Genomic DNA, 19,068 nt, shown 5'->3' with positions numbered 1-19,068 from the left:
TAATTAAACTAACATTGGACTGTAATAAGTCGACATGGGATCTCCTTCAGTTGATTCGCATCTATGCGGAAAAACCATGGGAAAATTTGATCGCTGCACTCAACCGCAAGCCGACCCGAACATCTAGGGGACGACCAAAGCGAAATGGGAGACGTCCGAAAAAGGCAACGAAGTCGATGAAACCGAAACTGATTGTGAGGTAATGACAAACGAAAAATGATTTTACATATAATGGATAACGCGCAGGGTCTATTTCCAGCTCGACTTTTTTAGACTTAGCGCGGACATTGCAGATGTAAATATATATCATATATAGATGTTAATTGAAATTAGATTATGAACTAACCGCTCGATGCAACGCTAGTGATCATTTTTACGCTAATAGGCTTGGATTTCAGATGAGACGGGCGGAATGATGTATATTTGCAGGAATTCCATCAAAAACAGCCTCCAAAGAAGTAAAATACTGCAGTTTTGCAGGATTGATCCGTCCACTTCTTATCCGCAGGGGCTTTATAGGGCGACATGGGAGTCTGCATTTCGCATTGGCCCTCTATAACGACCCGCATTTCCGCGTTGGCCGCCTACCATGGCCCGCATACCGAGGCGATGATCAAAAAGAGCGCCCCGCTCCCGGGGCGCTCCGTGGCTTGACGCAGCTATGGTTACATTTTGAACCAACGCTTGAACATCAGTTTGGTCGTGTCTTTATTCATTTCCGCGATGGAGGTCGTCAATGGAATCTCCTTCGGACAGGAGCGGACGCAGTTCTGCGAGTTGCCGCAGCCTTCAATGCCGCCATCGTCCAGGAGGGCCTCCAGCCGCTCTTCCTTGTTCATCTCGCCCGTCGGATGCGCGTTGAACAGACGGACCTGCGAGATCGGCGCCGGTCCGATGAAGCTTGTCTTGTCATTCACGTTCGGGCAAGCTTCGAGACATACGCCGCAGGTCATGCACTTCGACAGCTCATACGCCCACTGCCGCTTCGTCTCCGCCATGCGCGGTCCCGGCCCCAGATCATATGTCCCGTCAATCGGAATCCAGGCTTTGACGCGCTTGAGCGCATTGAACATCCGCTCCCGATTGATGACCAGGTCGCGCACGACCGGGAATGTCTTCATCGGAGCGAGGCGAATCGGCTGCTCCAGCTTGTCGATCAGGGCCGAGCAGGCTTGGCGCGGCTTGCCGTTGATGACCATCGAGCAGGCGCCGCATACTTCTTCCAGGCAGTTCGACTCCCAGCAGACCGGAGCCGTCGCTTTGCCCGATGCGTTGACCGGATTTCGCTGGATCTCCATCAGGGCGCTGATGACGTTCATGTTCGGGCGATACGGAATTTCGAACTCTTCGGTATAAGGAGCCGCATCAGGCGAATCCTGACGCGTCACAATGAACTTGATCTTCTTGGATGATGCCACTGCTTCCGCCATCGTTATTCTCCTTTCTTTTTACTTTTCTTATCCGTCGTATAATCGCGCTTCCGCGGCGCAATCAGCGATACGTCTACCTCTTCGTAGCTGATCTCCGGTCCTTCCGGCGTCCAGGCGGCAATCGTCGTCTTGAGGAAATCCTGGTCGTTCCGCTCCGGAAATTCCGGCTTGTAGTGCGCGCCGCGGCTTTCGTTGCGAAGCAAGGCGCTCTTCGTCATCGCTTCGGCCAGCTCGAGCATGTTCCACAGTTGGCGCGTAAAGCTGGCGGCCTGATTGTTCCAGCGTGCCGTATCCGACATATTGATGTTCGCATAACGCTGCTTCAGCTCTTTGATCTTCACAATGGTGTCTTCCAGCTTCGAATTGTAGCGGACGACCGTCATATTGTTCGTCATCCATTCGCCCAGCTCTTTATGGAGAACATAGGCATTCTCGCTGCCGTCCATCTTGAGCAGATTATCGTAGCGCTCCGCTCTCAGCTTGACTTCACGGTCGAATATGCTGGAGGAAACATCCTCGACGGTCTTATCCAGTCCGCGAATATATTCCACGGCCTTCGGCCCTGCAACCATGCCGCCGAAAATGGCCGACAGGAGGGAATTGGCGCCGAGACGGTTCGCCCCGTGATACTGGTATTCGCATTCCCCTGCGGCGAACAGGCCCTTGATATTCGTCATCTGATTGTAGTCGACCCACATGCCGCCCATCGAATAGTGGACAGCCGGGAAGATCTTCATCGGAATTTTGCGCGGGTCGTCGCCCATGAACTTCTCGTAAATCTCGATAATGCCGCCGAGCTTGACGTCAAGTTCCTTCGGATCCTTGTGCGACAGATCGAGATAGACCATGTTCTCGCCGTTGATGCCGAGCTTCAAATCGACGCAGACATGGAAAATTTCCCGAGTCGCGATGTCACGCGGCACGAGGTTCCCGTAGGCCGGATACTTCTCTTCGAGGAAGTACCATGGCTTCCCGTCCTTATAGGTCCAGATCCGTCCGCCTTCGCCGCGCGCCGACTCGGACATGAGGCGCAGCTTGTCGTCTCCCGGAATGGCGGTCGGGTGAATCTGGATGAATTCCCCGTTCGCATAGCGGACGCCCTGCTGATAGACGGCGCTGGCTGCCGTTCCGGTATTGATGACCGAGTTCGTCGTCTTGCCGAAAATAATGCCGGGACCGCCCGTCGCGAGGATGACCGCATCGGCTGCAAATGACTTGATCTCCATGGAGCGGAGATCCTGCGCCGTGATGCCGCGGCACACTTGATCCTCGTCGATAACGGCAGAGAGGAATTCCCAATGCTCATATTTGGTGACGAGGCCGGCGGTTTCCCAACGGCGCACCTGCTCATCAAGCGCATACAGCAGCTGTTGGCCGGTGGTCGCTCCGGCGAATGCCGTCCGGTGATACTGCGTGCCGCCGAAGCGGCGGAAATCAAGCAGGCCTTCCGGCGTGCGGCTGAACATAACGCCCATCCGGTCCATCAAATGGATGATGCCGGGCGCCGCTTCGCACATTGCCTTGACCGGAGGCTGGTTCGCGAGGAAGTCCCCGCCGTATACCGTGTCGTCAAAATGCTCCCATGGCGAGTCGCCTTCCCCCTTCGTGTTGACCGCCCCGTTGATTCCGCCCTGGGCGCATACGGAGTGGGACCGCTTGACGGGAACCAGAGAGAACAGGTCCACGTGCACGCCTGCCTCCGCCGCTTTTACGACAGCCATCAGACCGGCGAGACCGCCGCCGACGACGATGATTTTCTGTTTAGCCATTATGCGTCCTCCCCCTTAACCAATAACCGATTTCACTGTATCCATCATAACGGAAGCCGCCTGGAACTCTTCGCTGCGGAAGCCGATCAGCGACAATACGAACAAGACGGACATGATAACGAACAAGCCCATGCAAACCTTGGCCGACACCCGCTGAGCGCGCGGGCCGATCGTGATGCCCCAGCTGACGAGGAAAGCCCACAGACCGTTCGTGAAATGGTACGACGCGGCGATGACCCCGATGATATAGACGGCGAACATGAGCGGCTGGGACACGATGCCGTTCATATGGGTGCCCAGTTCTTCATGGGTTACATTGCCGAGCGTAATCTGGAAGCGCGTCTCGAACACATGCCATGTGACGAAAATAAACGTGATGACTCCCGTAATCCGCTGCCATAAAAATGCCACGTTGCGTCCGTAGTTGAAGTTCCCTACGTTGTTCTTCGCCGTATAGGCGATATAGAGTCCATACACTCCGTGATACAGAAGCGGAAGCCAGATGCCGAACAGCTCGAGAAAGAATATGAGCGGCAGATCATTCAACATCTTGACGCTGCTCTGAAACGCTTCCTTCCCGCCGTCAAATGCCGAGAAGTTGGTCAGCATATGCTCCACAAGAAAGAAGCCGAGCGGGATAATCCCGAGAAGCGAATGCAACTTCCGCGAGTAAAAATAACCTCGTTTCATAAGCGTGCCGTTTCCCCTTTCCATGTACGTACCAGTAGATTTTGGTAATTGAAACAACCCTCATTTTACCCGTGCCTGTCGAAAGCGTCAACATTTTGTCATTTTTGCGAAATCAGAGGCGATCCACATTATGCCATGACGACGGATCTCTTGGGTCATGCCGATGTAACCGCTCTCCATACTTGTGACTAAGTTGTGACACTTCTCATGTTACCTCTTTTTCTCTTATAATGGTATTGCAATGTTTTTATAATTTTAATAACTTTTATGCATATCAATTCATTTATCTGAAATCCTATCTTTTTATTCCGTGACATGAGGAGGAATCGCGGTGCTCGATTTGCTGGAATCATTCGCTACCGTCGTTGAATTGTCCACCTTGAATCAGGCGTCCAAGCGTCTCAATCTGTCCCAGCCGGCGCTCTCCCGCCAGATCGCGAAGCTGGAAAGCGAGCTCGGCGTCGATCTGTTCATCCGGAACGGCAAGCGGCTGGAGCTGACCCGGGTCGGTCAGATTACGTATGAGTTCGCGCTCGACATCCGCAACCGTCAGCTCGACTTCTTGAAGTCAATCGCGGATTACAAGATCGAAGGCCATGCCTCCGTGACGATCGGAGCGAGCCTGACGACGCTCCAGACGACGCTGCCGCTGTTTGTTTCTTTATTTGTAGAAAAATATCCGGAAGCGCAATTGAAAACCGTAACCGGCAAGACGCACGAGATCATTTCCTTTATCCGCGATCAAAAGGTCGATGTCGGATTGGTCGCCGACGCGATCCGCGACCCGAGCCTCGTCTGCCTTCCTCTGTTCTCCGACCATTTGGAGCTGGTCGTGCCGCGGGAGCATGAGCTGGCCTCCGGCAACCCAGGCTCGATCACTTGGCTGAACGGGCTTCCGATGCTGCTGTTCTCCAAAGGGACCTGGTACCGCAAGCTGATCGACGATCTGTTCCGGCGCCACCGCATCGTGCCGGACATCCGGATGGAGATCGACTCCTTCGAGGCGATCGTCCGCCTGCTGTCCCCCTGCCATGCCGCGGCGCTGCTCCCCCAATCCTACTTGCGCTCGGAATGGCTGGACGACAACGGGCTTGTCGCCATTCATCTGAAAGAGCTGGTGCAGACCGAGCGGATCACGTCGCTTGTCTATGCGAAGCAGGCCGCCCTCAGTCTGACCGCTAGGCGGTTCATTGAGGAGACGGCCCGGGCCGCCTCTGGATGGAATGTGCAATCGAAGCAGGAATAGGAGTGGATGTGTCGAATCTAATTTTGTTACAAAAAGAGAGAATAGAGACCCGATATGTTCATGCATGATGGGGGAAATCTAGGAGGTAGATAAGATGAAAGTATGCAATCGATGCGGCGAACCGCTGCAGGAGCACGAGGTACATACGTGCCGGGTTCATGACGGGCGGCCGGCAGATGAAGGCCTGGCATCCTCGCCGGATCGGCGGGAGACCGCCGCCGCGGCGGAGCAGACGATGTCCGCCCGCCACGCGCAGGAGCCTGTCCAGCCGCCGGCTCCGGGTTATGGCTCGCCGAAGACGTCCGCGCCGAATATCGATATGGGGCGCGTCCTCCGTCTCATGAAGGAGCCGCAAGCCGCAAGCTATATGACGACGGGAGCCGATTATTGGTACGGCGTGATCGGGGCTTTCGGGTCTGCGGTCGGATTTGCGCTCTTCGGCTATCTGTTCCTCAGCCAATTTGCGAGGTATTTGTTCGGCTCCCTGCCGCTCGGGCTTGGCAGCACCGTTCCGCCGTTTTCGTATTTTCTGCAGTTGATGCTGCTTCATCTCGTTGCCTTGGCCGCCCTCTTCGGCTCGCTCTACGTCGTGAACCGCTGGAAAGGCGGGCGGGAGCTTGACGCCAAGACCTTTTTCGTACAGTTAGCCGCGATGCAGATGCCTTACGGGCCTATCTATGCAGCAGCCGGAATCATCACCCTGCTGACATTCTATTCCTTGGCGCTCTCCATCGCCGGCCTGGCCTGGCTCGTATCGGTCATGATGACCCTCTATGAATCGCTGGAACAAGCCCAAGTGTCGCGGAACAACCGCTTCGTCTATGTGCTGGCCGGCCTCAGCGGCTACTTCCTGCTGTTATTGATTATGACCAAAATTCTGTTCTAATCCCGTCCCGCATGCATCAAAGCCCTCCTGCCGGAATGGCACGAGGGCTTTGTTGATCTACTTGCGCTTCCCGATCTGATCCTCGAATTGATCAATCTGGGCATTCGTCCCGATGACGACCATGACGTCCTCGTCCTGGAGGACATCCTCGGCCGATGGAGCAATAATGACGCCGTTCGGCTTATGCAGAGCCACGATGCTGCAGCCGTACCGGGCTCTCGGGTTGACATCCTTGAGCGTTTTGCCGCATAAGCTGCCGGGAACGCTCAGCTCCGCAATCGTGTAGTCCTTGGACAGCTCGATATAATCCAGAAGGTTCGGCGACACCAGCTGGTGGGCGACCCGGATCCCCATATCCCGTTCCGGGTAGATGACCCGATCGACGCCGATTCGTTCCAGCACGCGCCCGTGCAGCTCTGAGACGGCTTTGGCCACCACTTTTTTCACGCCAAGCTCCTTCATTTGGATGCTGACGAGAATGCTCGTCTGCAGATCATTCCCGATCGCGACAATCGCGCAATCGAAATTACGGATCCCGAGCGAACGAAGCACATCCTCATCCGACGCATCGGCAACGACGGCGTGCGTCAAGACATTGTTCATCTCCGACACAACCTCTTCATCCTTGTCGATCCCCAGCACCTGATGGCCAAGCTCGACCAGCTCCTGCGCCAGACTCGACCCGAATCTGCCCATCCCCACGACCGCAAATTGCTGTAACTCCATGTTCGTATTGCTCCTTCGCCCATTACTCTTCTTTTACATAGATAACCCCGGATTGAAGACCGATTATCCAATCGTAATTTTGCCTTCCGGGTGCTTGTATAGCTCACGTTCGCTCTTCGGGCCTAAAGCATAGGCCAGCGTAATCGGACCGAGACGCCCCGCGAACATCATCAGACAAATCAATAATTTGCCGATCACGGTCAAATCGGTCGTCAACCCCGCCGTCAAACCGACGGTGCCAAAGGCCGAGGTAGTCTCGAACAATATCATCAAAAAGGGATGATCCTCGGTCGTGGACAAGACCATCGTTACTCCGATCACCATGAACAATGCCATCAATGTGATCGTGACCGCCTTAAAGATCCGGTCTTTGCCCAGCCGATGACGGAAGATGACGATGTCCTCCTTCCCCCGAATCATCGTGATGACGGCGCCGATCAAAATAGCGAACGTGGTCGTCTTGATTCCGCCCCCCGTCGACCCGGGAGACGCCCCGATGAACATCAGCACGACGAGGAAGAACTGCGTCGCCTGCCGCATCGCCCCGATATCGACCGTATTCGCCCCGGCGGTCCGCGGACTCACCGATTGGAAAAAGGCCGCCCACATCTTCTGCCAGCCATTCAGACTGCCCAGCGTCGCCGGGTTCGTGAACTCGAAGACGAAAATGACGATGGCGCCCAATGCGATGAGCAAGCCCGTCATCGTCAGCACGACCTTGGAATGCAGCGCCAGCCTGCGGGTGCGCCGGTACTCCGTCACATCGGACAGGACGATGAAGCCGAGTCCGCCCAGAACGATCAGCAGCATCGCGACAATATTGACGATCGGGTCGCCCACATACAGGGTCAGGCTGGTGAACGGTCCCGATACGGAGCCGAACAGATCGAACCCGGCGTTATTGAACAGCGATACCGCGTGAAAAATGCCGAAGTACAACGCCTTGCCGAACGGCAGGTCCAAGGCCCAGCGCAGCGTGAACAGAACCGCCGCCGCCCCTTCGATGCTGAAGGCGTACAGCAGCACCTTGCGAATCAGGCGAACGATGCCCTCCATGCTGCCTTGATTCAGCGCTTCCTGCAAAATGAGCCGTTCCTTCAACGAAATACGCTTGCGGAAGGCAAGGGCGAACAGCGTCGCCATCGTCATGAAGCCGAGTCCGCCGACCTGAATCAGCGTAATAATGACGATTTGCCCGAACATGGTGAAGTGCGTGCCCGTATCCACCACGACAAGCCCCGTCACGCAAGTGGCCGACGTGGCTGTGAACAGCGCATCGATGAAGGGAAGTGGCTGGCCGTCCGCATTGGCTATCGGAAGCATCAGCAGCAGCGCCCCGATAAGAATAATCATCCCGAACCCCATCACCAGAATTCGTGGCGGGGTAAGCTGCCACCGGGATGCTTTTTTAATGGATTTCATCGAATTCACCTCATTTTCAGCACGAAAAAAAGCACTGGAGATCCAATGCTAACGCTGGTATCCTGACGTTCAATGCCTACGAGGTTAGCTGACGGATTCGGGCGCGTTCAGGCCGCCCTATTTGCGTTCGATCCATGACGCGGATCGGCGCAAAATTCACCCCAATGATCGGGTCCCCCGCTTTCGTCTTCACGAAATTCGGCCGTATTGAATTCATAACGAGATTATATACGTTTCATGACAGGGGCACAAAGTCCATGCAGGCACAAAATGAACAAAAAATACAGGAAAAAGTCTTCAAATAGCGCTTACATCCTATCCCAATCTCCCACTGCGTCTTTCGCGCTTGCTATTTCAGCGTGTAGCTGATTTCTTCCACAATTTGCATGCCTGGACTTTCCGGCAAGAGAGTGGATACAATAATGAAAAGCACCGGAATTGTGAACGGAGGTCGCGCTATGCCTGTGTCCCATCACGTAACGAAACGACTATTGCTGGCTTCGATCATTGGATTTATAGTGTTTGTGCTCCTGCAGGTTGTTATTCCTTCGCTTCAGGAAGCGAGCCGGACCGGGCCAGAGCAAGAACGAGCGCTTCTGACGAAGCGCCAGGCTGCCGAGCGGGCGCTAGAATATGTGAAGGGCGAGCCGTGGAGAAGCCGGATCGTCCTGTCGGAACAAGAGCCTACCGTCGTCTACAAGACCGACAGACTCGCCTCCGGCTATATCAACCGGGAAAGGCTGGCGGACAGCTATGCTCCTTGGGACAGCCAGGCCCCGATAGACATTTATCAAGTCCTGATGGAAGTCGCGACCCCGGACGGGAACGACATTTTGAAGGTTGACGTACATATGACGAGCGGCAGCGTGGTGGGATATGAATTGGCCGCCGTACCGGGAAGTCTGCAGCCGGAGGCTCCGGCGCTCGACGAAAAGACGGCGCGGCCGCTTGCCGTTCGCGAGCTGAACGCGCTTGGCTGGGACGCATCCAAGCTGGTGCCGCAGAGCGTCGACCCCTCTCGGCCGGATGAGCTTCGATATACCGTCAAGGAGGGCGAGATCGGCGCGGCCCGGCTCGAGCTGGCCGTTCGCATGCTCGGAGATCGCGTCGTGGCGCTGCATCCCGTCTGGATCGTTCCGGCCGACTATGAGGCCCTTGATCAGGCTCAGACCGAGACAGCCGGCTCGGTGTACCGCTTCGGCTACCGATGGATCTCGTTCTTGTTCAGCATACTCGCCCTCTGGGCCTGCATCTACTACCGGCGGCGGATCCGCTTCCGCTCGGGCACGCTGATTGCGCTGTCGCTCCTGTCGTGCGCCATCTCTGTGCTTCATCTATGGAATATGATGCCCGGACTGGCCGTCCTGCAGTTCGGAGTGCCCCGCACGGAACTGAACCTTACTGCCGCGCTCGTAGTACAAGGGGCCATTATGGTCATTCAAGGACTGTTCCTTTATTTTTCGCTTGTGTCAGGCTCCTATATGTGGAGGCAGGAGAGACGGGACGAGCTGCTGCCCACTTGGCGCGATCGGTCATTCGGCGCCGCCTTGACCGGCTCCTTCCGTCTCGGAACGCTGTATGCGGGCGTACTGCTCGGCGTTCAGAGCGTCATCTTCCTGACGCTGGAGACCGGCTTCGGCGCCTGGGCGGCGACCGATGCCTCCCTATCGCCGCTCAATCTGACCGTGCCGGCCCTCTATCCGCTTCTCGCCTGGATGGCGGCGATCTCAGAGGAGGGCGTTTTCCGCTGGTTCGGGACCAGCCTGCTGAACCGTTGGCTTCGCAACCCGTGGGCAGCCGGCGTCATCCCGACCTTGGTGTGGGCCTTCGGCCATGTGACGTACCCGATTTACCCGTACTATTCACGGCCGGTGGAGCTGCTCATTATCGGCTTCCTGTTCCTCGCGATCATGCTGCGCCATGGCTTCTGGACCTCCATGTTCGCCCATCTCATGCTCGACGACGTGCTGATGAGCATCTCTTACCTGCTGGAGGGAACGGCAGCCGGCCTCGGGCTCGGCGTATTCTATCTGGCGCTGCCGGCGTTGATCGTGTACGGCGTGCGCCATCTCCATCGGTATAGCGCAAGGTTGCAATAAAAAAGACGTGTGCGGCTTGAAACGGCCTTGCGGCGGTTCAACCGTACACGTCTATTTCACACGTTACTTGTTCAATTTTACATTTTTGAACGCTTCGGCTTGCTGGCGGATGCCAACCTCGGCGGCGAACCGCTCGATGCTCGAAGCGCCGAAAAATCCGTCGATGCCGGTCGTATGCTCGAAAATATAGCGGGCATCCTCCGGCTCCGCAATCGGACCGCCGTGGCAAATAACCAAAATATCCGGATTGACCGAACGGCCCGCGTCAGCGATAGCCTGGATTTTCTTGGCGCAATCGTCAAGGGAGAGCGCGGTCTTCGCGCCGATCGTCCCTTTGGTCGTCAAGCCCATATGCGCAACCAATATATCCGCGCCCGCCTTGGCCATCTTGATCGCCTGCTCCTCGTCGAATACATACGGCGTCGTGAGCATATCCAGCTCATGGGCCTTGCGAATCATGTCCACTTCCAGATCGTAGCCCATGCCCGTCTCTTCCAGATTGGCCCGGAAGACGCCGTCGATCAGACCGACGGTCGGGAAGTTCTGCACGCCCGCGAAGCCTTGCTCCTTCAACTGCTTCAGGAACACGTCCATGATGCGGAACGGATCGGTGCCGCATACGCCCGCCAGCACCGGAGCGCGCTTCACGACCGGCAATACTTCCGCCCCCATATCGACAACAATCTGGTTCGCGTCACCGTAAGGCATCAATCCTGCCAGCGAGCCCCGGCCGGCCATCCGATATCTTCCCGAGTTGTAAATGATAATCAAATCGACGCCGCCCGCTTCGCCGCTCTTGGCGGAGATCCCGGTTCCCGCTCCGGCGCCCAAGATCATGTCGCCTTTGACGACTTGCGCTTTCAGTTGGCTGATGATTTCCTGACGAGTTCGTTTCATTTTGTATCCTCCTCTTGTGTGTGCTTCCGCATCAGTTCGACCAGCTTCCGGGCTGCGGACAGCGCAAAGCTCTTGTCATTGATGTCCGCATCCACTTCGATGAGCTCGACGGCATTGCGGTCAATCTCCTGTCTCAGCGTATCGAACAACGCCCGATCCTCTTCCGGTCCGTAGAATGGCTGCCCTTCCATATCCAGACCGGATACGCCCTTCAATGGCAGCATGAGCGCGGTCGGGGCGGTCGCCTTATTCAACTTCCCGGCGATAATCTTGCCCAGCTCTTTATTTTCCTCCACGGTCGTTCTCATCAACGTCACGGTCGGGTTATGCTTGTAGAACTTCCGATTCGCGAACTTCTCCGGCACCGTCTCGAACGGGCCAAAGTTCACCATGTCCAATGCTCCTGTCGAGACCACCTGGGGCACGCGCGCCCGCGCGGCCGCTTCAAGCCGGTGCGGTCCCGCATTGAGCACGCCGCCGACCAGCTCGTCGCACCACTCCGTAGTGGTGATATCGAGAACGCCATCGAAGAATCCGGATTCGATCAACCGTTCCATCGTCTTGCCGCCTGCGCCGGTCGCATGGAACACGACCACTTCATAGCCTTGTTGCTCCAGATACTCGCGGGCTTGATTGACGCAAGGCGTCGTCAGCCCGAACATCGTCGCGGCGATGAGCGGTTTTTTCTCCACGGCATGCTCCACCTCGAACTTCAGCATGCCGGCTATCGCCAAGGCCGCGTTCGTAAATATTTTGGTCGAAATCGAGTTCAGGCCCGACACGTCGACGATAGATGGATACATCATAATATCGCTTGTTCCGACATATTGCGACACATTCCCGGACGCGACGGTCGACACCATTATCTTCGGCACGCCGATTGGGAGCGCTCTCATTCCGGGCGTGACGATAGATGTGCCGCCGCTGCCGCCAAAGGAGATGATTCCATCGAATTTACCTTCCGCATACAGTCTCGGAATCAGCTTTTCCATGCCCTTCGCAAGTACTTCCGTTGCTAACGAGCGGTCACGTTTGGAGGCGATTTCACGAATATCCGTTCCAGCTTCCCGCGCCACTTCTTCATTCGAGACATCCGGGACGAACATAGGCTCGAACACCCCGCTATGAATCGTAAGCGTATTCAGCCCAAGACCTTGAAGCATATCTCTGACAAAAGAAAACTCGGTTCCTTTCGAATCAAACGTTCCGACTATCGCGACTGTTTTCAATGGCATAACCTCCTCGGAAAAGTGGAAGTGTTTCAAGAATTGCTGAACTTGCTTACACTTCAAGTATAGAGCTTTCAAAGGGGCAATTCATGTGAATTTGTACGGCGTTTATGTGTTTTTGTACTGACGTCGAAATTCTCGCGGGGACAGTCCCGTCAGTTTTTTGAAGGTTTTGCTGAAATGGGCGTAGTCATTGTATCCGGCGAGCGCCGACACCTCGGACAGCTCGATATGGTCCTGCTTTATGAACTCCATGGCCTTGTTGATTCGGAATCTCGTCACGTATTCGGGGAATGTGCACCCGACCTCTTTTTTGAACAAATAGCTTAAATGCGTCCGCGAAATATGGGCTACCAAAGCGAGTTCCGCAAACGAAATCTCATTCATGTAATTCGCGGCCACATACTCCTTCACGAACTGCACATAATCATAATGCTTGGCCACGCCCTCCAGCATATGGCGAAGGAGCTTGTCCTGCTCGGTCAGCCCCGCCTCCTTGAACTCGCTGGCCGTCTGCGTAATCGCCGCTTCGGATGGAATTCGCTCGAAGGACGATCCGCCCAAATAACCCACGGCTCCGGTATTGTCGTACATATACTCCACGTCGGAAGGCGTGTTGACCGGCCCCCCGTAGACCATTTTCATAACGCCGGGATTGACCTCATCGCAAGCCTTAAAAATAGCTCTTGCCAACTCCGCCGCCGCTTTGAGCGACAATACTTTTTTCGCGCCGAGAACGCCGCCCTTCGTGAAGCCCAAATGCGCGCACACGATATCCGCTCCGGCATCGGCCATGCGCCGCGCCTGATCCTCTTCGAACACAAACGCGATCGTAAACAAGCCTTTCCTATGCGCTATCCGAATCGCCTCGATTTCAGCGTCGAAGCTAGTCCCGTCTTCCTTCAAAGCCTCACCAAAAAGACCGCCCATTAATCCGACGGTCGGATAGTTATTTATGCCAGAAAAGCCCTGTTCCCGAATCCATTCGATATATTGCTCCAATTCAATGGTCGGATCCGTCGCGCAAAGTCCAAAGATAACAGGAACCTCTCTGACGATAGGAATAATTTCCCTGGACCCGAATTCCATCACGAGATCGTTACTGTTCGAAAAGGGAAGCAGCCCTCCGAGCGAGCTCAATCCCATCTGCCGGAACCGGCCTGAATTTAGGGCCAAAATGAAATCCGCTCCGCCCTTTACCGCATATTTCGCGGTGATGCCCGCTCCGGCCGCTACGCCTATAATATGCCCGTTCGCTTGAATCTGCGCTTGCAGCTTCGTTCTAATCTTATCGCGGTCGAAAGACACGTCAACACACCCTTTACCGGCTCAATGCTTATTCCTTGACCAACATCATAACATTCCCCGGAAGACCGGTCTATAAACGTGACAGCCCGCGCTGGCCGCTGGAGAGAAGTACCCCCTCTCCGCCTTCCTTACTCTTGCCAGGTTCAGGAGGCATCCTTTGCACTCAGAAGGCTTCGTCCTCCGCATCTCTTTCGGCGGTGATCCCATACCGTCAGGACCGCTTATCGCTTTGCATTTGTACTTCTGCTATGCCATCTAATCAGGAACATGTTCTATAGTGGTTTCTTCAAGTCTCCGTCCAGCGTATTCAGATCGTTGCGGTCAGCTATTCCCCACGGCTGCACTGCGCAATCCGGAACTTATAGTGAGCCGGCCTTCGATTCTGAGCGGAGGGGAGATTGCTTATAAGGAGCTGCCAACCCTGCCCAGAAGGGTCCGGCCCACGATTCTAAGCCCAAGCAAGGGCCGAGCCGCCCCGGCCCACGGTTCTACGCCAAGCGGAAGCAAGTACGCTGTAGCCCGCAAACATCCAAATCAAAAGAAGCTTTGCAGGAACGTGCCTGCAAAGCTTCGCTTGTTTCATTTTATTCATCATTGCCCGCATCGGCAGCCTCTATGTCCGGGGTACCCGGCTCCGCTTCGTGCGGTTCCTTCTCTTGCCGGAGCGAGGCCAATATCGTGTTCGCCAGCTTCTCGCCGATCCCGATTTCCCGGAAATCCTCGACCGAAGCTTCCCGTATTTTCTTCAAGGAGCCGAAGTGCTTCAGCAGCCGTTTCCGCCGCTTCTCGCCAATGCCCGGAATGGAATCGAGCGCCGAAGTGACCATCGACTTGGCCCGCCGCTCCCGGTGGAACGAGATCGCGAAGCGGTGAACCTCCTCCTGGATGCGCTGCAGCAGGTAGAACTCCTGGCTGTCCCGCGCCAGCGGCACGATGGCGGGCGGGAATCCGGCCATCAGCTGCGCCGTCTTATGCTTGTTGTCCTTGACAAGACCGCATACCGGGATATCGAGGCCAAGCTCATTCTCAAGCACATCAAGCGCCGCCGACATCTGACCGCGGCCGCCGTCCACGATAATGAGATCCGGCATGTCGAGTTGCTCCTTAAGCACCCGTTCATAACGTCGGCGGATCACTTCGCGCATCGTCTCGTAATCATCCGGACCGACGACGGTGCGCACTTTGTATTTCCGGTATTCCTTCTTGTCCGGCTTGCCGTCGGTGAAGACGACCATCGCGGAGACCGGGTCGGCCCCCTGGATATTGGAGTTGTCGAAGGCTTCGATCCGGCGAAGGGCGCCGATCCCGAGCGCATCCCCCAGCCGTTGGGCGGCTCGCTGGGTCCGCTCCTCGTTCCGCTCCACCAGTTTGAACTTCTCGTCCAGGGCGACGCGCGCATTTTCCATCGCCATCGAGACCATCTGCTTCTTCAACCCCCGCTTCGGCAAAATCACCTTCACCTTCAGCCATTGCTGCAGCGCTTCCGTCGTCGCCAAGCTTTCTTCGGCATGCGGAACGGTATCCATCCCCTTCGGATTGGCCCCGTTTTCCTCGTCTTCTCCGTCTGCTATGTCCGCCGCTCGGCCCGCATCCGCGCCGCGGGAGGATTCACCGGCATCTCCGTCCGGCTCTTGCCCGGCCTTGGCCGCTGCCGGAGCGACTTCGTCGGCCGCATCGGCCCCCAGGCCAGCCAGCCCGTCCGGATCCGGAAGCAGAATCTCCTTCGGCACCGCCGGATTCTCGCTGTAATATTGCGACACGAAGGACATGAAGTCGGCGTAAGGCTCTCCGTAGAACGGGAATTGAGTCGTATGCCGTTCGATCATTTTTCCTTGACGGATATAAAGAATCTGTACGCACATCCAGCCTTTGTCCACCGCGAACCCGAACACATCCCGATCGACCTGATCGGACGTATTGATGTTCTGCTTCTCCATAATCGCCGCGATCGCCATCAGTTGATCGCGGTATTCCTTGGCCCGCTCGAACTGCAGCTCCTCGGCCGCCTCCTCCATCTTCCGCTGCAGCTCGCGTTTAATTTCTTCATGTCCCCCGCTGAGAAACTTCGTGATCTCCTGCACCATGTTTTCATATTCGGACTCGGTCACCTCGTACTCGCACGGCGCCAAGCATTGGCCGATGTGATAGTACAAGCAGACCCGGTCCGGCATCGTGGAGCATTTGCGCAGCGGGTAGAGGCGATCGAGCAGCTTCTTCGTCTGCTGGGCGGCGAAGCCGTTCGGATAAGGACCGAAATATTTCGCCTTATCCTTCAGCACCCGGCGCGTCACCTCAAGCCGCGGGTGGCGTTCATTCGTTATTTTAATATAAGGGAACGTCTTGTCATCCTTCAGCAGCACGTTGTAACGCGGGTGATGCTTCTTAATAAGATTGCATTCCAAGATGAGGGCTTCCATATTGCTGCCGGTGACGATATATTCGAAATCGCGGATTTCCGCTACGAGTCGTTGGGTTTTGCCGTCATGGCTGCCCGAGAAATAAGAGCGGACACGGTTCTTGAGCACCTTCGCCTTGCCGACGTAAATAATCGTGCCCTCTCTGTTCTTCATCAAATAGCAGCCTGGCGCATCGGGCAGCAAGGCGAGCTTATGGTGAATCTGCTCCAGCGCCTGGGCGCGTTCAGCCAACGCTTCGGCATCCAGCTCGTCTTCCTGTTCCGGGGCATAGCGTTCATTCCAGCGTGCCTTCCACCGCTCTGCGCGCCAGTTCGGGCGGTTCTTGTCCGAGTCGCTCACGCGAGCTCCCTCCTTACGATCATTGTTCCTGCACTGCCCCCTGCACGCGGGCTCGTGGCGTTGCGCAAGGTGCATGACTTCTCTATTTTATCAAAAAAGAGGACGACGCGCTCCTGCCTAACGCAAAGAAGCCTTCCTGATTCAGGAAGGCTTCTCTTCTATCGTATGTTCGCCCGGACGGATGCTTATTGATGCTTGCCAATCAAGCCTTTGAGCGCATCCTTGGAGTTCAGGCCGACCACTTTGTCCACTGGCTGGCCATCCTTGAAGACGACGATCGTTGGAATGCTCATTACGCCGAAGCGGGAAGCGGATTCCGGATTTTCATCGACGTTCACCTTCGCGATCGTAGCTTGACCGCTCACTTCTCCGTCCAATTCTTCGAGAATCGGAGCCAATCTCTTGCAAGGGCCGCACCAAGGCGCCCAAAAATCGACCAAAACGACGCCCTGCTGACCTTCTACCTCGGTCTTGAACGTCTGGTCGGACACATTTACGATAGCCATATTAGAGAACCTCCTTTATCGTGAAAAACAGAATAGCTGAGTCAACAAGTAAAGTATACCACAAGTCACACTTTTATGTGAAATCGGAGGGCGGTGCATTTTGTTAGGAATTTGTCACACGATAAGAAGGCCCGGACTTTACAGTTCCGCCGCCGTTAGATATACTAGAGGCGTAAAAATGGGTTTTACTACCTGTCTATGTTGTGATCTGAATCATTGCAACTTGACGGACAGATGGGAGGACGCGCCAATGGAAGCCAATACGATGGATCCTCGCGAACATGTCAACGAAGAGCCGAGAAACGATTTTTCAGACGTGTTGTTCGGGTTCAACGCCATGTTCGGGTTTATGTTCGTCGTCTTCTTCGGCATGGTGATTGTGAAGTTCATGCTCTCGTAACATCCAATCGCCACACGACGTTCCGCGGGCAGGCCCGGATTGCTTCCGCCTGCCGGGAACCGCGTCAAGCGGAAGCGCCCGAACGTTCAATCGTTCCTGCGCGAGCCATAATGCGGATAAAGCATGCAGCGGTGCATGCTTTTTTTGCTGCCTTCGAAGCCTTGCCGGTACCGGAGCGATGCCGGCGGGCGAGGGCGGTTGAGCCGTCCTTCAACGTTCGACCGCAATGCGGCAGGCGGCGGCCAAGCTGATTACAATGAACAATAACTGGGCTGCCAAGACCAGCGTGATGCCCGCAAAGATGCCCCAGTCAAGCGAATCGCCGATGGCAATAAGCGCCCCGCCAATGCCTGCGCTTAATCCGGGCCCGAACGAATCGACGAATTGGAGCTGGGACGACACCTCGCCTTCCTGGCCGGGCGCTGCATGCTGCAGCGCAATCGCTCCCGTCGTCGGGTTGGCCAGCCCGATGCCGAATCCGGTGCATATTTGGGACAGAATCGCCAAGGCAATGCGGCCAGGCAGCCCGATTACCGCCATGACGCAAATGACTCCGATGACCATCATGGCCACTCCGATCACCAATACAAATCTCCACGAAGCGAGCTCGGCGAAGACTCCTGCCAGATAAGGACCGATTAATGCGGGAAGGATATAGGCTCCGGAAAAGGCCGCAAGTATTTTGGTCCGCAGGGCATCGGGATAGCGGAGCGTAAAAAAAGACACGCTCATCACGTGTCTTACATTCCCCGTTTGTTGCGTCCATTCACATGGACAATGTCCGCAAACGGCTTAATCCGGTCCATGAGGCGCTCGGCCTTATAAATATCTTCCCCGTCGCGCGTGTAGCTGAAATGCTTCAGCAGCGAGTTGGTGTCATAATTCGACGTATAGAAGGTCGGCTTCCGGTTCATTCGGTAGTTCAAGATCGAGCCAAGCACATGATCCCGGACCCAGGCCGACATATTCTCCGCTCCGATATCGTCAAAGACGAGCAGATCGGTCTCCTTCATCAGCTCGATCGTTTCCCGCAGCTTCTGCGGCTCCTGGAACATCGACTTGAGCTCCTCGACGAATTCCGGCATGTAGACGATGACCCCGGTATAACCGGCGCGGGCCAGCTCGTACAGCACATAGCTCATCAGGAAGGTCTTCCCGGTCCCGAACGGTCCGACCAGATATAAGCCGTGCGGGGTCAGCCCGGATTCCTTCGCCTGCATCACATATTCCATCACCTTTTTGACCGCGGGCACCCGCTCCATATCGATCTCCAGCATCTCCCGGGCAGAATATCCCTGCTTGAGGGCCGTCTCATCCACATAAAAGGAACGGACGCGGTTATGGATCGACTGCTGGCGCTCATGCGCAAGCCACTTCTGGCACGGGACCTTGCGGTCATAGATGAACGCCTGGCCGTTGACCGTCTCGGCGCTCAGCCGGGTGTAATGTCCGTGGAAATCGTTCGGGCACTGCTCCAGGCCCGGGCATTGGCTGCAATGTCCCGCCTCCTTCACGTATTGGTACAATTTATTCATATTCATGCGAAGGCTGCGCTCGTCCAGCTCGGGATGAGAGCTGCGGAATTCGGCGACGAGCGGATGGTTCATCAGCTCGGCCATCTTCTGCTCCGCTTGCGCGCGCCGGCTGCCAAGCGGCAGCTGCTTCAACAGTTCGCCTATCGATTCCATGCGGGAGCCCTCCTTA

General features: G+C 56.0%; 16 protein-coding genes and 1 riboswitch. Of the genes, 4 read left to right on the top strand and 12 right to left on the bottom strand.

Features of this window, described 5'->3' with window-relative positions; genetic code table 11:
• Positions 1–665: 665 nt before the first annotated feature.
• Genes sdhB through ABD76_RS27430 form a run of 3 tightly spaced genes read right to left on the bottom strand, consistent with a single transcriptional unit; the run spans position 666 to position 3,889 of the window.
• Entirely contained in the window at positions 666–1,430 is a 765-nt protein-coding gene (sdhB, locus tag ABD76_RS27440; RefSeq protein WP_197260071.1) for a succinate dehydrogenase iron-sulfur subunit, read from the bottom strand.
• Positions 1,431–1,432: 2 nt separating this feature from the next.
• Entirely contained in the window at positions 1,433–3,199 is a 1,767-nt protein-coding gene (sdhA, locus tag ABD76_RS27435; RefSeq protein ID WP_197260070.1) for a succinate dehydrogenase flavoprotein subunit, read from the bottom strand.
• A 15-nt stretch (positions 3,200–3,214) separates the two neighbouring features.
• Positions 3,215–3,889, bottom strand: coding sequence for a succinate dehydrogenase cytochrome b558 subunit (locus ABD76_RS27430; RefSeq protein ID WP_197260069.1), 675 nt, complete (start codon positions 3,887–3,889; stop codon positions 3,215–3,217).
• A 331-nt stretch (positions 3,890–4,220) separates the two neighbouring features.
• Here ABD76_RS27430 and ABD76_RS27425 point away from each other — a divergent pair, with 331 nt between their 5' ends.
• Entirely contained in the window at positions 4,221–5,135 is a 915-nt protein-coding gene (locus ABD76_RS27425) for a LysR substrate-binding domain-containing protein (protein ID WP_197260068.1), read from the top strand.
• 94 nt (positions 5,136–5,229) lie between these two features.
• Positions 5,230–6,021 carry a hypothetical protein gene (locus tag ABD76_RS27420; protein ID WP_197260067.1) on the top strand — a complete coding sequence of 264 codons (792 nt, stop codon included), beginning with the start codon at positions 5,230–5,232 and terminating at the stop codon, positions 6,019–6,021.
• A 57-nt stretch (positions 6,022–6,078) separates the two neighbouring features.
• On the opposite strand, the gene ABD76_RS27415 is transcribed toward ABD76_RS27420, so the two are convergent.
• Both ABD76_RS27415 and ABD76_RS27410 read right to left on the bottom strand, forming a co-directional pair.
• Positions 6,079–6,747, bottom strand: coding sequence for a potassium channel family protein (locus tag ABD76_RS27415; protein ID WP_197260066.1), 669 nt, complete (start codon positions 6,745–6,747; stop codon positions 6,079–6,081).
• A gap of 63 nt (positions 6,748–6,810) precedes the next feature.
• Positions 6,811–8,169, bottom strand: coding sequence for a TrkH family potassium uptake protein (locus tag ABD76_RS27410; RefSeq protein WP_197260065.1), 1,359 nt, complete (start codon positions 8,167–8,169; stop codon positions 6,811–6,813).
• A 58-nt stretch (positions 8,170–8,227) separates the two neighbouring features.
• Positions 8,228–8,383, bottom strand: a riboswitch (cyclic di-AMP (ydaO/yuaA leader).
• Positions 8,384–8,627: 244 nt separating this feature from the next.
• Between ABD76_RS27410 and ABD76_RS27405 the strand changes: the two genes are divergently transcribed.
• The gene (locus tag ABD76_RS27405) at positions 8,628–10,268 is read left to right on the top strand and encodes a CPBP family intramembrane glutamic endopeptidase (protein WP_197260064.1); all 1,641 of its coding nucleotides are present in this window, start codon (positions 8,628–8,630) and stop codon (positions 10,266–10,268) included.
• 63 nt (positions 10,269–10,331) lie between these two features.
• Here the strand turns inward: ABD76_RS27405 and ABD76_RS27400 are convergent, their stop codons facing one another.
• The 5 genes from ABD76_RS27400 to trxA all read right to left on the bottom strand — a co-directional run bounded on the left by ABD76_RS27400 (position 10,332) and on the right by trxA (position 16,964).
• A complete protein-coding gene (locus ABD76_RS27400; RefSeq protein ID WP_197260063.1) occupies positions 10,332–11,165 on the bottom strand; it encodes a phosphoenolpyruvate hydrolase family protein in 834 nt (277 codons plus the stop codon).
• Positions 11,162–12,394: a Tm-1-like ATP-binding domain-containing protein gene (locus tag ABD76_RS27395; RefSeq protein ID WP_197260062.1), complete on the bottom strand. Its 1,233-nt coding sequence runs from the start codon at positions 12,392–12,394 to the stop codon at positions 11,162–11,164. Before ABD76_RS27395 ends, ABD76_RS27400 begins: the two co-directional genes overlap by 4 nt.
• Before the next feature lie 108 nt (positions 12,395–12,502).
• Positions 12,503–13,702 (bottom strand): phosphoenolpyruvate hydrolase family protein, encoded by a 1,200-nt coding sequence (locus ABD76_RS27390; RefSeq protein ID WP_197260061.1) that lies wholly within the window; start codon positions 13,700–13,702, stop codon positions 12,503–12,505.
• Positions 13,703–14,286: 584 nt separating this feature from the next.
• Positions 14,287–16,458 (bottom strand): excinuclease ABC subunit UvrC, encoded by a 2,172-nt coding sequence (uvrC, locus tag ABD76_RS27385; protein ID WP_197260060.1) that lies wholly within the window; start codon positions 16,456–16,458, stop codon positions 14,287–14,289.
• A 185-nt stretch (positions 16,459–16,643) separates the two neighbouring features.
• Positions 16,644–16,964: a thioredoxin gene (gene trxA, locus ABD76_RS27380; protein WP_197260059.1), complete on the bottom strand. Its 321-nt coding sequence runs from the start codon at positions 16,962–16,964 to the stop codon at positions 16,644–16,646.
• 250 nt (positions 16,965–17,214) lie between these two features.
• On the opposite strand from trxA, the gene ABD76_RS27375 reads away from it, so the two are divergent.
• On the top strand, positions 17,215–17,364 hold the full coding sequence (locus tag ABD76_RS27375) for a YqzM family protein (RefSeq protein WP_197260058.1): 150 nt from the start codon (positions 17,215–17,217) through the stop codon (positions 17,362–17,364).
• A 210-nt stretch (positions 17,365–17,574) separates the two neighbouring features.
• Here the strand turns inward: ABD76_RS27375 and ABD76_RS27370 are convergent, their stop codons facing one another.
• Together ABD76_RS27370 and dnaI are read right to left on the bottom strand one after the other, a co-directional pair.
• Positions 17,575–18,096 (bottom strand): MFS transporter, encoded by a 522-nt coding sequence (locus ABD76_RS27370; protein ID WP_242069844.1) that lies wholly within the window; start codon positions 18,094–18,096, stop codon positions 17,575–17,577.
• Between the two features lie 8 nt (positions 18,097–18,104).
• Positions 18,105–19,052, bottom strand: coding sequence for a primosomal protein DnaI (dnaI, locus tag ABD76_RS27365; RefSeq protein WP_197260057.1), 948 nt, complete (start codon positions 19,050–19,052; stop codon positions 18,105–18,107).
• Positions 19,053–19,068 lie beyond the last annotated feature (16 nt).

The sequence above is a fragment of the Paenibacillus dendritiformis genome (assembly GCF_015845845.1).
Lineage (GTDB): Bacteria > Bacillota > Bacilli > Paenibacillales > Paenibacillaceae > Paenibacillus_B > Paenibacillus_B dendritiformis_C.
This window is presented reverse-complemented; position numbering and strand designations above follow the sequence as displayed.

What these genes read in the sequence shown, in the direction of transcription:
- sdhB (WP_197260071.1), bottom strand. Translation starts at nt 1,430, where the DNA reads ATGGCGGAAGCAGTGGCATCATCCAAGAAGATCAAGTTCATTGTGACG.
- sdhA (WP_197260070.1), bottom strand. Translation starts at nt 3,199, where the DNA reads ATGGCTAAACAGAAAATCATCGTCGTCGGCGGCGGTCTCGCCGGTCTG.
- ABD76_RS27430 (WP_197260069.1), bottom strand. Translation starts at nt 3,889, where the DNA reads ATGAAACGAGGTTATTTTTACTCGCGGAAGTTGCATTCGCTTCTCGGG.
- ABD76_RS27420 (WP_197260067.1), top strand. Translation starts at nt 5,230, where the DNA reads ATGAAAGTATGCAATCGATGCGGCGAACCGCTGCAGGAGCACGAGGTA.
- ABD76_RS27415 (WP_197260066.1), bottom strand. Translation starts at nt 6,747, where the DNA reads ATGGAGTTACAGCAATTTGCGGTCGTGGGGATGGGCAGATTCGGGTCG.
- ABD76_RS27410 (WP_197260065.1), bottom strand. Translation starts at nt 8,169, where the DNA reads ATGAAATCCATTAAAAAAGCATCCCGGTGGCAGCTTACCCCGCCACGA.
- ABD76_RS27405 (WP_197260064.1), top strand. Translation starts at nt 8,628, where the DNA reads ATGCCTGTGTCCCATCACGTAACGAAACGACTATTGCTGGCTTCGATC.
- ABD76_RS27400 (WP_197260063.1), bottom strand. Translation starts at nt 11,165, where the DNA reads ATGAAACGAACTCGTCAGGAAATCATCAGCCAACTGAAAGCGCAAGTC.
- trxA (WP_197260059.1), bottom strand. Translation starts at nt 16,964, where the DNA reads ATGGCTATCGTAAATGTGTCCGACCAGACGTTCAAGACCGAGGTAGAA.
- ABD76_RS27375 (WP_197260058.1), top strand. Translation starts at nt 17,215, where the DNA reads ATGGAAGCCAATACGATGGATCCTCGCGAACATGTCAACGAAGAGCCG.
- ABD76_RS27370 (WP_242069844.1), bottom strand. Translation starts at nt 18,096, where the DNA reads ATGAGCGTGTCTTTTTTTACGCTCCGCTATCCCGATGCCCTGCGGACC.
- dnaI (WP_197260057.1), bottom strand. Translation starts at nt 19,052, where the DNA reads ATGGAATCGATAGGCGAACTGTTGAAGCAGCTGCCGCTTGGCAGCCGG.